At 70.8% G+C, this 11,729-nt stretch carries 12 protein-coding genes; 1 reads left to right on the forward strand and 11 read right to left on the reverse strand.

What is annotated here, in order from left to right; all coding sequences use genetic code 11:
• Window positions 1–5: 5 nt before the first annotated feature.
• From nuoE to BM424_RS06125, 9 genes are all read right to left on the reverse strand, one after another.
• Window positions 6–761 carry an NADH-quinone oxidoreductase subunit NuoE gene (gene nuoE / locus BM424_RS06085; RefSeq protein WP_093414280.1) on the reverse strand — a complete coding sequence of 252 codons (756 nt, stop codon included), beginning with the start codon at window positions 759–761 and terminating at the stop codon, window positions 6–8.
• Window positions 758–2,086, reverse strand: a complete 1,329-nt coding sequence (locus BM424_RS06090; protein WP_093414282.1) for an NADH-quinone oxidoreductase subunit D — start codon at window positions 2,084–2,086, stop codon at window positions 758–760. Before BM424_RS06090 ends, nuoE begins: the two co-directional genes overlap by 4 nt.
• A 19-nt stretch (window positions 2,087–2,105) precedes the next feature.
• On the reverse strand, window positions 2,106–2,864 hold the full coding sequence (locus BM424_RS06095; RefSeq protein WP_093414284.1) for an NADH-quinone oxidoreductase subunit C: 759 nt from the start codon (window positions 2,862–2,864) through the stop codon (window positions 2,106–2,108).
• Between the two features lie 5 nt (window positions 2,865–2,869).
• Entirely contained in the window at window positions 2,870–3,559 is a 690-nt protein-coding gene (locus BM424_RS06100; RefSeq protein ID WP_093414286.1) for a NuoB/complex I 20 kDa subunit family protein, read from the reverse strand.
• A 90-nt stretch (window positions 3,560–3,649) separates the two neighbouring features.
• On the reverse strand, window positions 3,650–4,015 hold the full coding sequence (locus BM424_RS06105; protein WP_093414288.1) for an NADH-quinone oxidoreductase subunit A: 366 nt from the start codon (window positions 4,013–4,015) through the stop codon (window positions 3,650–3,652).
• Between the two features lie 192 nt (window positions 4,016–4,207).
• A complete protein-coding gene (locus BM424_RS06110) occupies window positions 4,208–5,506 on the reverse strand; it encodes a geranylgeranyl reductase family protein (RefSeq protein WP_093414290.1) in 1,299 nt (432 codons plus the stop codon).
• Between the two features lie 259 nt (window positions 5,507–5,765).
• Window positions 5,766–6,065, reverse strand: coding sequence for an AtuA-related protein (locus BM424_RS06115; RefSeq protein ID WP_093414292.1), 300 nt, complete (start codon window positions 6,063–6,065; stop codon window positions 5,766–5,768).
• Entirely contained in the window at window positions 6,052–7,341 is a 1,290-nt protein-coding gene (locus BM424_RS06120; protein ID WP_245775623.1) for an acyclic terpene utilization AtuA family protein, read from the reverse strand. The genes BM424_RS06115 and BM424_RS06120 overlap by 14 nt, the downstream gene beginning before the upstream one ends.
• Before the next feature lie 15 nt (window positions 7,342–7,356).
• Window positions 7,357–8,628, reverse strand: coding sequence for a CitMHS family transporter (locus BM424_RS06125; protein ID WP_093414295.1), 1,272 nt, complete (start codon window positions 8,626–8,628; stop codon window positions 7,357–7,359).
• A 114-nt stretch (window positions 8,629–8,742) separates the two neighbouring features.
• Here BM424_RS06125 and BM424_RS06130 point away from each other — a divergent pair, with 114 nt between their 5' ends.
• On the forward strand, window positions 8,743–9,660 hold the full coding sequence (locus tag BM424_RS06130) for a LysR family transcriptional regulator (RefSeq protein ID WP_093414297.1): 918 nt from the start codon (window positions 8,743–8,745) through the stop codon (window positions 9,658–9,660).
• Between the two features lie 192 nt (window positions 9,661–9,852).
• On the opposite strand, the gene BM424_RS06135 is transcribed toward BM424_RS06130, so the two are convergent.
• Both BM424_RS06135 and BM424_RS06140 read right to left on the reverse strand, forming a co-directional pair.
• Window positions 9,853–10,542 carry a demethylmenaquinone methyltransferase gene (locus BM424_RS06135; protein ID WP_093414299.1) on the reverse strand — a complete coding sequence of 230 codons (690 nt, stop codon included), beginning with the start codon at window positions 10,540–10,542 and terminating at the stop codon, window positions 9,853–9,855.
• 34 nt (window positions 10,543–10,576) lie between these two features.
• Window positions 10,577–11,701, reverse strand: a complete 1,125-nt coding sequence (locus BM424_RS06140; RefSeq protein ID WP_217649624.1) for a glycosyltransferase family 4 protein — start codon at window positions 11,699–11,701, stop codon at window positions 10,577–10,579.
• Window positions 11,702–11,729: the final 28 nt, after the last annotated feature.

Below are 11,729 nucleotides of genomic sequence, written 5' to 3' on the forward strand. Positions count from 1 at the left end.
CACCCTCACTTCTTCTCCGGCACCGGCGGGAGTTCCGCGTCATCGGGCATGCTCGGCGCGATCCAGCCGCGCTCCTGGGCGAGCGCCGCGCCGCGGTTGGTCTCGATCGCCTGCGAGGAGCCGGTCACGGTCTCGTCGAGGTCGTCGAAGAACCCGGCGAGCTGGCGCTCGGCGCCCCGGAAGTCCGAGAGCTCCGGGCCGCGCGTGGGTTTCGGCTTCTCACCGCGCTGCAGGGCCTTGACCAGTTCCAGCGCCTGCTCGGGCGTCTGGTTGTCGTAGTACTCGTAGTTGACCTGCAGCACGGGGGCGAGGTCGCAGGCCGCGAGGCACTCGGCGTGCTCGAGGGTGATCGAGCCCTCGGTGCCGGGTTCGCCCGCGGTGTCCTCGTGCCCGACGCCCAGGTGCTCGCCGAGGGTCTTGTAGATCGCGTCGCCGCCCAGCGCCGCGCACATCGTGTTGGTGCACACGCTGACCAGGTGCTGGCCGCACGGCGTGCGCTTGTACATGGTGTAGAAGGTCGCCACGGCGCTGACCTCGGCCACCGACAGCGCCAGCTCCTCGGCGCAGAACTTCATGCCCGCCGGGCTGACGTGCCCCTGCACCGACTGCACGAGGTGCAGCATCGGCAGCAGCGCCGACCGGGATTCCGGGTACCGGGCGATGATCTGCTTCGCCTCGGCCCGGGTGTCCTCGCCGAACACCGAGGTGTCGACCGCGTCGGTCTGCTCCTCGGTGGTGGTGAACTCGAACTGCTCGGTCATCGATCCACCCCGCCCATCACCGGGTCGATGGAGGCGACCGCCGCGATCACGTCGGCCACCAGTCCGCCTTCGCACATCGCGGGCATCGCCTGCAGGTTCACGAAACTGGGTTCGCGCACGTGCACCCGCATCGGCCGGGTGCCGCCGTCGGAGACCAGGTGCGCGCCGAGCTCGCCGCGCGGCGACTCCACGGGCGCGTAGGCCTGGCCGGGCGGCACGTCGAAGCCCTCGGTCACCAGCTTGAAGTGGTGGATCAGCGACTCCATGGACTGGCCCATGATCTTGCGGACGTGCTCCAGGGAGTTGCCCATGCCGTCGGCGCCGATGCTCAGCTTCGACGGCCAGGCGATCTTGGCGTCCTCCACCATGTGCGGCCCGGACTCCATCTTGTCCACGCACTGCCGGATGATCTTCAGCGACTGGTGCATCTCCTGCACCCGCAGCAGGTAGCGCGCGTAGCAGTCGCCGTCGTTGCTGGTGGGCACCTCGAAGTCGAATTCCTCGTACCCGCAATAGGGTTCGACCTTGCGCAGGTCCCACGGCAGGCCCGCGGCCCGCAGCAGCGGCCCGGTCACGCCCAGCTGCAGCGCGCCGTCCAGCGGCAGGTAGCCGACGTCCTTGAGGCGCTGCTTCCAGATCGGCTGGCCGGTGAACAGCTTGTCGTAGTCCGGCAGCCGGGAGTCCATGACCTTGATGAACTCGCGCACCTTGTCCTGCCAGCCCTCCGGCAGGTCCTGGGCGACGCCGCCGGGCCGGACGAACGCGTGGTTCATCCGCAGACCGGTCAGGAACTCCAGCAGGTGCAGGACCTCCTCGCGCTCCCGGAACCCGTAGGTCATGCCGGTCGTCGCGCCCAGCTCCATCGCGCCGGTGGCCAGGAAGACCAGGTGCGAGGAGATCCGGTTGAGCTCCATCAGCATCACGCGGAACGTCTGGGCCCGCTTCGGCGCCTCGATGCCCAGCAGCTTCTCCACGGCCAGGCAGTAGGAGGTCTCGGTGAACAGCGGCGCCAGGTAGTCCATGCGGGTCACGAACGTGACACCCTGGGTCCACGTCCGGTACTCGCAGTTCTTCTCGATGCCGGTGTGCAGGTAGCCGATGACCGAGCGGGCCTTGGTGACCGTCTCGCCCTCCAGCTCCAGCACCAGCCGCAGAACCCCGTGCGTGGACGGGTGCTGCGGGCCGAGGTTGATGACGACCCGCTCCTCGCCGCCGGTTTCGTCCAGGAACTCGTCCCAGTCGCCGCCGGTGACGGTGAAGATGCGGCCCTCGGTGGTGTCCCTCGACTCGGCCGGGTACGCGCCCGTGAGTGATTCCGTGGTCATCGCCCACACCTCTCCGCGATCACGAGTAAGCCCTGCGCTGGTCCGGTGGCGGGATCTCCGCGCCCTTGTACTCCACCGGGATGCCGCCGAGCGGGTAGTCCTTGCGCTGCGGGTGCCCGTCCCAGTCGTCGGGCATCAGGATCCGGGTGAGCGCCGGGTGCCCGTCGTAGATCAGGCCGAACATGTCCCAGGCCTCGCGCTCCTGGAAGTCCGCCGTCGGGTAGACCGGCACCACGGACGGCACGTGCGGGTCCTCGACGTCGACGGCGACTTCGAGCCGGACGCGGCGCCGGTAGGTCATCGACGTCAGGTGGTAGACCGAGTGCAGCCGCTGCGGCGCGTCCGGCCCGTAGTCCACACCGGACACCGAGCTGCACAGCTCGAAGCGCAGCGCCGGGTCGTCGCGGAAGATCCGGCACACCTCGACGAGGTGCTCGCGGCGCAGGTAGAAGGTGATCTCACCGCGGTCCACGGTCACCTGCTGCACGGTGTCGTCCGGAATTCCCTTGGCGCGCAACGCGTCGAAGAGCGCGTCGACGACCTCGTCGAACCAGCCGCCGTAGGGCCGCTCGGTCGCGGGCGGCACGTAGGCCGGCAGGTGCAGCCCGCCGTAGCCCGAGGTGTCGCCGCTGCCGCGCACGCCGAACATGCCCTGGCGCTCGCGGCCCGAGATCGGCGCGCCCGCCCTGGCCGGTTCCGCGCCGGTGGGCGCGAGGTCGGTCGCGCGCTCGGCGCTCGAACCGGGTTCGCCGGGCGCCGGGGTGGTCTCGTCTGCCACTGGATTCACCTACCCGCCTTGGTTTCCTGGCGCTGGGAGAGCTCCGGCCGCTCGGGGGTGCTCTCGAAGGCGCCGAGCTCCTCGGAGCCGCCCATCTCGCGCCGCTGCGCGGCCTGCTGCCGCTCGGCGCGCTTGCGCTGGGACGCGTTCTTCGGCGCGTACCGGACGGAGGAGGGGATCATCGGCGTGCGATCGCCGCGCTCGAGCTTCTCCTGCGCGCGCTTGGCGTTGATCGGCTCGTCCATGATCTTGGCGTGCAGCTTGAGGATCGCGTCGAGCAACATCTCGGGGCGCGGCGGGCATCCGGGCAGGTACATGTCCACCGGCACCACGTGGTCGACGCCCTGCACGACCGCGTAGTTGTTGAACATGCCGCCGCTGGAGGCGCACACGCCCATCGCCAGCACCCAGCGCGGCTCGGGCATCTGGTCGTAGATCTGGCGCAACACCGGAGCCATCTTGTTGGTCACCCGACCGGCCACGATCATCAGATCGGCCTGCCTCGGGGTGGCGGAGAAGCGCTCCATGCCGAACCGCGAGATGTCGTAGCGGGAACCGCCGACGGTCATCATCTCGATGGCACAGCAGGCCAGCCCGAACGTCGCCGGCCACATCGACGTCTTCCGGGTCCAGTTGACGAGCTTCTCCACGTTGGCCAACAGGATGCCGTTGGGCAGCTGCTCTTCGAGCCCCATCGCCGGCACTCCTTCCCGCGTCCTTGCGGCTAGTCCCTTGAATCTGGCGAATCCCAGGTGCCCGGCGGGTGGCCGGGCGGTGCGCTCCGGCTAGTTCCAGTCCAGTCCGCCTCTCCGCCACACGTAGATGTAGGCGAAGCCGACGGTCGCGATGAACAGCACGATCTCGATGACTCCGAACAGCCCCAGGGAGTCGGCGGAGACCGCGAACGGGTAGAGGAAGACCATCTCGATGTCGAAGAGGATGAACAACATCGCGGTCAGGTAGTAGGCGACGGGCATCCGGCCGCCGCCGATGACGGGCTGCGGCGAGGGCTCGATCCCGCACTCGTAGGCGTCGAGCTTCGCCTTGTTGTAGCGGCGGGGACCGACGAGCGGTGCGATGGCGACCGAGAACACGGCGAATCCCAGCGCCAGCGCGAACAACAGCACCAACGGGATGTACGGGTCGAGCACCTTTGCTGCCCTCCAACCGGTTCCGGCTGTGTGGCCCGGAACACACTTCGTCAGTCCCCGCCGAGACGCAGGTCACGTCTCAGGCGCTCGGTGCGCACTCTATGCGGTCGGCCGAATCGGCTCCGTAGTGAGGCGAACCTAACTTTATGACGTGTCTCACGCTTACCGGGACATCTGACCAGACACTCAGGGTCACGCGCTAGGGGTGACGCGAGTAGTGGCGCTGATCACACGATCCATGGCGTCCCCGCCCTTCTCGTCGTAGAGATTTGCCAGCAGCTTCAACACGAAACGCATCAGCGTCTGCCGCGGCAGGCCGTGCTTGGTGGCCATCCGCATCACCGTGGGATTGCCAATCAACTTGCTGAAGATATTGCCGAGCCGGAAGTAGCCGCCGAGCTCCTGCTGCACCGCCGTCGGGTACCGGCGCAGCGCCTGCTCCCGGGAGAACGCGGTCGGACGCGCCATCGCATGCACCGCGCACTCGGCCGCCAGCCGCGCCGACTGCATGGCGTAGGCGATGCCCTCGCCGTTGAACGGGTTGACCATGCCGCCCGCGTCACCGACCAGCAGCAGCCCGTCGCGGTAGTGCGGGGTGCGGTTGAAGCCCATCGGCAGCGCGGCGCCGCCGATCTTGCCGGTGGCGTTGTCCTCCCGGAATCCCCACTCCTCGGGCGTTCCGTCCAGCCAGGCGCGCATCAACTGGCGGTAATCGGTCTTGCCGTAGGCCGACGAGGTCGACAGGATGCCCAGTCCCGCGTTGACGGTGCCGTCGCCCATGCCGAACAGCCAGCCGTAGCCCGGCAGCAGGCGCGGTTCGTCCGGGTTGGACCGGTCCCACAGCTCCAGGTGCGACTCCAGGTACTCGTCCTTGTGCCGCGGGCTCGTGTAGTACCGGCGCACGGCCACGCCCATCGGGCGGTCGTCGCGCTTCTGGATGCCGACCGACAGCGCGAGCCGCGCCGACACGCCGTCGCAGGCCAGCACCAGCGGAGCCCGGTAGCCGACCGGCTTGCGCTCCGGTCCGGTCTTGGCCTCGACGCCGACGACCCGGCCGGTGCGGTCGTCGGTGATGGCGCCGGTGACGCTGGTCTGCTGGAACAGCCGGGCGCCCGCGAGCTGGGCGTTGCGGGCCAGCAGGTCGTCGAAGTCGTTGCGCGGGCGCACCACGCCGTAGGGCGGGAAGTCGGACAGGCTCGGCCAGTCGAGGTCCAGGCTGACCCCGCCGCCGACGACGCGCAGGCCCTTGTTGTGCAGCCAGCCGGCTTCTTCCCGGGTGTCGATCCCCAGGTCGATGAGCTGCTTGACACCCCTCGGCGTGATCCCGTCGCCGCAGACCTTCTCCCGCGGGAAGACGCTCTTCTCCAGCAGCAGGACGTCGAGCCCCGCCCGGGCCAGGTAGGTCGCAGCCGTCGAGCCGGCCGGTCCGGCCCCGACGACGATCACGTCGGCGTCGTCGTCCGGTCCGCGGCGGCTGGTGGCGCTGGTCATGACACTCCTCGAACTAGTGCAGTGCTCGGTGCGAACCCGCTTGTGAACGAGTTCACTAATTCCGAGTCTAGGCCGCTGCACCAGCGCGATCGAGCCTTTCGCCTAGGCCACCCGAGTGAGGAAGCCCGCCCTCCGGATGAACCACACGGGCCCGCGAGGGAGTCGCCAGGTGACGGTTTTAGCCATAATTGACCGGACAAAAGGGACGCCGCACCCGGGCGATTCTGGCTAAAACTGTCCCCACGGCGAACCGGAGCGCTCAGAGCTCCAGGGCGAGGAGGCGGGAGGAGAGGGTCTTGCCGTGGGTGTCGAGCGACAGCGAGGTGGTGACCCCGCCGTCGAGGGCTCGGTGGCAGGTGAACTGCAGGGCCTTGAGGAGCGGCAGCTCGTACCGGGTGATCTCGCCTCTGACCTGGGCGGACAGGTGCGCCCTGACGCGTTCGGGGGTGAGTTCGCGGCGGAGCCGCTCGTAGTCGGCGTCGTCGAGGGGGAACACCGAGAGGATCGAGGTGTCGCCCTTGTCGCCGGCGCGGCAGTGGGCGATCTCATGCAGTCGCATCGGACACCTCCAGGGTCGTGACCTGCGGGGTCACCGCCGATCGGGGGATCAGGGCGGAGACGATGCCGATCACCTCGCGGACGTCGGTGCGGACGCCGCCGCCTCCGGCGGGGCCGTTGGTGTAGAGCGATTCGACCTCGTGGCAGACGATCTGCGCCGCCGATCGGTCCCCGGCCATCGCCGCCACCCGCAGCCGGCACTCCCCGTCCGGATCGCCCATCGCCCCGAGGACGTCGGCGCGGACCCGCAGCCCGGTTCCGGCCAACCGCTCGGTGACGACGTCGGCCGCCAACCGGGCCCGGTCGGCGGCACCCGGACCGGCGTAGCTGATCCCGCACTCGGCCCGGTGACCTGCGCGGTAGCCGACGCTGACCTTCAGCTCATCGGGTCGCGGGCGCCCCCGGGCTCCGCTGATGCGGACCCGGTCGGGCCCCACCTGATCGGCCCGGACCTCGCGGAAGTCCAGCTCCACGTCGGGCGTGCGGTAGCCGGTCGGGTCGGTGACCTCGTAGAGCAGCTGCTCCCGCACGGTGCCGACGGTGACCATCCCGCCGCTGCCCTCGGGTTTGCCGATGATCGCGCTGCCGTCCGCGTCGACCTCGGCGAACGGGAAGCCGAGCTCGGCCAGGCGCGGCACGTCCTTGACGCCCGGGTCGGCGAAGTAGCCGCCGGTGACCTGCCCGGCGCACTCCAGGACGTGCCCGATCAGCGTCGCGGCGGCCGCGCGCGGCACGTCGTCGAGGTCCCAGCCCAGCCGCTGGGCGATCGGCGCGACGAACAGCGACGGGTCGGCGACCCGGCCGGTGATCACCACGTCGGCGTCCAGCGCGGGCAGCAGCGCCTCGGCGCCCAGGTAGGCGTTGGCCGAGACGAGCTCGCCGTGCTCGGCCAGCGGCCGCCCGTCCTCCAGCGCGGGCGCGCCCGGGTCGATCCGGTCCAGCACGTCGTCGCCGGTCAGCACGGAGATCCGGCCGGTGAGCCCGGCGGCGGCCATGACCTCGCGGGTGACCTCCCCGGCCCGCAGCGGATGGGCGGCGCCCATGTTGGTGATCACCCGTGCTCCGTTCGCCAGCGCCACCGGCAGCAGCCGCTCGAAGCGCGCCCGCAGCAGCGGGTCGTGGCCCAGGTCCGGATCGCCCAGCCTGCGCTGCTGCCCGAGGGCGATGGTGCGTTCGGCCAGGCACTCCAGCACCAGGTCGTCCACCCCGGCCCGGGCGAGCTCGACGGCCGGCTCGATCCGGTCCCCGGCGAACCCCGCTCCGCTGCCGATCCGCATCCGGCTCCCTCCCATCTAGAGCACCCCCGTGACCAGCGCGACCAGCGTCATCACCAGGGTGGTGCTGAAGGCCCAGCGGAAGATGAACCGCTGGTGATCACCGAGGTCGACCTCCGACATGCCCAGCAGGATGAACGTCGAGGCGGTCAGCGGGCTCAGCGGGAAGCCGGTGGTCATCTGCCCGAGGATCGCCGCCCGCCCGATCGCGGCCGGGTCGCCGCCGAGCGCCGAGGTCGTCTCGGCCAGCACCGGGACCACGCCGTAGTAGAAGGCGTCCGGGGTGAACACCAGGCTCAGCGGCATCCCGGCGATCGCGGTGATCACCGGCAGCAGCGCGCCACCGGCGTCCGGGATGACCGCGACCAGGCCTTCGGCCATCGCCTTGATCATGCCGGTGCCGGTGAGGATGCCGGTGAACACGCCCGCCGCGAAGATCACCACGACGACCAGCACCACGTTGTAGGCGTGCTTGCCGAACAGCTCCTGCTGGCCCTGCCAGGTCGGCCGGTTGACCAGCAACGCGACCAGGAAGGCCACCAGGAACAGCACTTCGAGGTCGGCGAGCTGGAACAGCAGGCAGCCGACCAGGACCAGGGTGAGCAGGGCGTTGAACCAGAACCGCGCCCGGTCGGCGCCGGTGAGCCGCACCCGCTCGACGTCCTCGAGGGCGATCACGCCGAGGCGCTTCCGCTCGGAGCGGCCGATCAGGTAGGCGGCGACCAGCACCCAGCAGATCCCGGCGATCATCGCGGGCAGCACGGGCAGGAACAGCTGCGCGGAGTCGAGCTTGAGCGCGGCCATCGCCCGGGCGGTCGGCCCGCCCCAGGGCACCATGTTCATCACGCCCGCGCCGAGGCAGACCACACCGGCCAGCACGATCCGTCTCATGCCGAGCCGCTGGTAGATCGGCAGCAGCGCGGACACGGTGATCAGGAAGGTGGAGGCCCCGTCGCCGTCGAGCGCGACCAGCAGCGTGAGCAGCGCGGTCCCGACGGTGATCTTGAGCGGGTCGCCCTTGGCCCAGCCCAGGATGCGGGTGACGGCGGGGTCGAACAGCCCCGCGTCGATCATCAGGCTGAAGTAGAGCACCGCGAAGGTGATCATGATGGCGACCGGGGCGACCGTGACCAGCCCGTCGGCCACGAGCCCGCCGAGCTGAGCGCCGTGACCGCTCAGCAGCGCCGCCGCGATCGGCACCAGGGTGAGCGCGAACAGCACCGACACCCGGCGCGAGAGCACCAGGGCGAGGAACACGCCGATCGTCAGGAATCCGCTCGCAGCGAGCATGGGTGACCTCCGAACACCGCCGTTGGGCCGGACGGAAAGACTGTGATCCACGCCGCTCATGCCGGTCAAGCAAGAAAAACGGATAGATTCATGCGGTGTGAGCATGGAGGGGCCATGAGCATGGATTTGACGGTGCAGCAGCTCCGGCTGGTCCTGGCGGTGCACGACACCGGCGGGTTCACCCCGGCCGCCGAGCGGCTGCACCTGGCGCAGTCCTCGATCAGCCGCGCGGTGCGCGACGTGGAGCGCAGGCTCGGCACCACGCTGTTCCGGCGCACCACCCGGCAGCTGGTCACCACCCCGGAAGGCGCGGAGTTCTGCCTGGTCGCGCGGCGGGTGGTGGAGTCGTTCGACGCCGGGATCAACCACTTCCAGGGCTTCCTCGCCGGGTCGCGGGGCCGGGTGCGGGTGGCGGCGCTGCCGTCGATGGCGGCGATCCTGCTGCCGCCGGCCGTCTCGGCCTACCGCGCCGAGCACCCGGACGTGGAGCTGTCGATCGAGGACGGGATGTCGGACGAGGTCCTGGCCAAGGTGCGCGCGGGCACCGTCGATCTCGGCGTCACGGTCGTCGCCGAGCCGCTGCCCGATCTGGCGGTGCACCCGATCGCGACCGACCGGATGTGCGCGGTCTTCCCGCGGGAGCACCGGTTCCGCGGCCGCGAGTCGCTGACCTGGTCGGAGCTGGCGACCGAACCGCACATCGCGTTCGGCCCGGACTCCAGCATCCGCCAGCACGCCGATCGCGCCTTCACCGCCGCCGAGGCTCAGCCCCGCGTGGTGCTGGAATCCGGCAACATCGCGGCGGTCGCGGGACTGGTCGCGGCGGGTCTGGGCACGGCGGTCATGCCGGGCACGGTCCTGCCGCTGGTCGCCTTCGCGGGCCTGGCCCACGTCCCGCTGACGGAGCCGGAGACCCACCGCCGCATCGCGGTGATCCGCGCCCCGAACCACCCGCAACCCCCGGCGACCAGGGCCTTCACCGAAGCCCTGACCCGAGCGAGGACTCCCGCCCCGGAGACGTCCTGGCTGTAGAGCCGTTCATGCGGCGAAGCCGCATTCTCTTCCACCACCCGAGCAACCTGCACCGCCGCGGGTTCTGAGCGCTTTCGTGGCGAGTACGCCGGGACGCCGTGTATTGGCATACATCAGGAGCGGCGCACGGAGTCCACGGAAGCGCTCAGGTTCCGCCACCCGCACCGCCAAGCAAGGTGTCCACAACAGTTCTCAAGCCGGGTTGCGGGCGTGGTGGATCGCGACGACGCCGCTGGTGAGGTTCTTCCAGGTGGTGTCGGTCCAGCCGGCTTCGGCGATGAGCTCGCCGAGGGCGCGCTGGTCCGGCCAGGAGCGGATGGATTCGGCCAGGTAGACGTAGGCGTCCGGGTTGGACGAGACCGCGCGGGCGATCGGCGGCAGCGCGCGCATCAGGTAGTTCATGTAGACGCCGCGGAACGGCTGCCAGGTGGGGGTGGAGAACTCGCAGACCACCAGGCGTCCGCCGGGCCGGACGACCCGGCGCATCTCGCGCAGTCCGGCGACGGTGTCGGCGAGGTTGCGCAGGCCGAACGAGATCGTCGCCGCGTCGAAGGCGTCGTCGGCGAACGGCAGGTGCAGCGCGTCGGCCGCCACCAGCGGCACCCCGCGTCCCTTGCCGACCGAGAGCATGCCCAGCGAGAAGTCGGCCGCGACGCAGTAGGCGCCGGAACGGGCGAACTCGACCGTCGACACCCCGCTGCCCGCGGCGAGGTCGAGGACCTTCTCGTCCTGCTGGGGCGCGAGCAGCTGCCGGGTCACCTTCCGCCAACGCCGGTCCTGCCCGAAGGACAGCACCGTGTTGGTCAGGTCGTACCGGCGCGCGACACCGTCGAACATCGCCGCGACTTCGCGTGGGTTCTTGTCCAAGCCTGCCCGAGACACACCGGCAGCGTACGTGGCCCGCGGTGCGGTGTGTTCAGGCAGCTGCCGACTCGGCCCAGCCGCAGACGGCGGTGTAGTGGTCCACCAGCTGGCGGCACAGCGCGGGCCAGGTGCGCCCGGCGACGGCGGTGCGGGCGTGGCCGCCGAACCGCTCGCGCAGCGCGGGATCGCGCAGGTCGTCGAGGGCCTCGCGGAGCGCCTTCGCGTGCCCGGCGTCGTCGTGCGCGGGCAGCAGGTAGCCGGTGCGGCCGACGTCGACCAGGTCGCGGGGGCCGCCCGCGTCGGGCGCGACGACCGGGACCCCGGAGGCCATCGCCTCCTGCACCGCCTGGCAGAACGTCTCGTGCGGTCCGGTGTGCACGAAAACGTCGAGGCTGGCGTAGATGCCCGCGAGCTCGTCGCCGGTGCGCTGGCCGAGGAACGCCGCGTTCGGCAGCTCCCCGCGCAGCCGTTCGCGCTCCGGCCCGTCGCCGACCACGACCACCCGGACACCGGGGTCGCCGTCGATCTCGGCGAGCCGCTCGATGCGCTTCTCCGGCGCCAACCGGCCCACGTAGCCGACCAGCAGCTCGCCGTTGGGCGCCAGTTCCGAGCGCAGCCGCTGGTCGCGCTTGCGGGGCGTGAAGCGCTCGGTGTCGACGCCGCGCCCCCACCGGTGCACGCGCGGAATCCCGTGCTCGCGCAGGGTTTCCACGGCCCACGTCGACGGGGCCAGGGTCCGGTCGGCGTGGCAGTGCAGGCGGCGGATCCACTTCCACGCGGCCTTCGCGGTCAGCCCGAGCCCGTAGGACTCGGCGAACCCCGCCACGTCGGTCTGGTAGACGGCGACCGTCGGGACGCCGAGCCTGCGGGCGGCGTTGAGCCCGCGCGCGCCGACGACGAACGGCGAGGCCAGGTGCACCACGTCGGGCCGGAAGTCCTGCAGCCCGCGCAGCACGCGGCGGCTGGGCAGCCCGATCGGCAGCGAGGACACGATCGGCAGGTCCATCGCGGGCAGCCTGATGACGGGGAAGCCCGCGTACTCGTCGGGCCCCGGGCCCGGGGCGATGACCAGGGCCTGGTCCCCTCGGCGACGCAAGTGCTCCAGCACCCGCAACACCGAGTTCGTCACTCCGTTGATCTGCGGCAGGAAGCTCTCGGTCACGATCGCGATGCGCACGCGGAACACGGTCGCGGCCGGTTCGGGC

The organism is Saccharopolyspora flava, from assembly GCF_900116135.1.
Classification (GTDB): domain Bacteria; phylum Actinomycetota; class Actinomycetes; order Mycobacteriales; family Pseudonocardiaceae; genus Saccharopolyspora; species Saccharopolyspora flava.

Excerpts from the sequence above, each read along its gene's own strand:
- BM424_RS06125 (WP_093414295.1), bottom strand. The coding sequence starts at position 8,628 with ATGCTCGCTGCGAGCGGATTCCTGACGATCGGCGTGTTCCTCGCCCTG.
- BM424_RS06090 (WP_093414282.1), bottom strand. The coding sequence starts at position 2,086 with ATGACCACGGAATCACTCACGGGCGCGTACCCGGCCGAGTCGAGGGAC.
- BM424_RS06120 (WP_245775623.1), bottom strand. The coding sequence starts at position 7,341 with ATGCGGATCGGCAGCGGAGCGGGGTTCGCCGGGGACCGGATCGAGCCG.
- BM424_RS06110 (WP_093414290.1), bottom strand. The coding sequence starts at position 5,506 with ATGACCAGCGCCACCAGCCGCCGCGGACCGGACGACGACGCCGACGTG.
- nuoE (WP_093414280.1), bottom strand. The coding sequence starts at position 761 with ATGACCGAGCAGTTCGAGTTCACCACCACCGAGGAGCAGACCGACGCG.
- BM424_RS06100 (WP_093414286.1), bottom strand. The coding sequence starts at position 3,559 with ATGGGGCTCGAAGAGCAGCTGCCCAACGGCATCCTGTTGGCCAACGTG.
- BM424_RS06130 (WP_093414297.1), top strand. The coding sequence starts at position 8,743 with ATGAGCATGGATTTGACGGTGCAGCAGCTCCGGCTGGTCCTGGCGGTG.
- BM424_RS06115 (WP_093414292.1), bottom strand. The coding sequence starts at position 6,065 with ATGCGACTGCATGAGATCGCCCACTGCCGCGCCGGCGACAAGGGCGAC.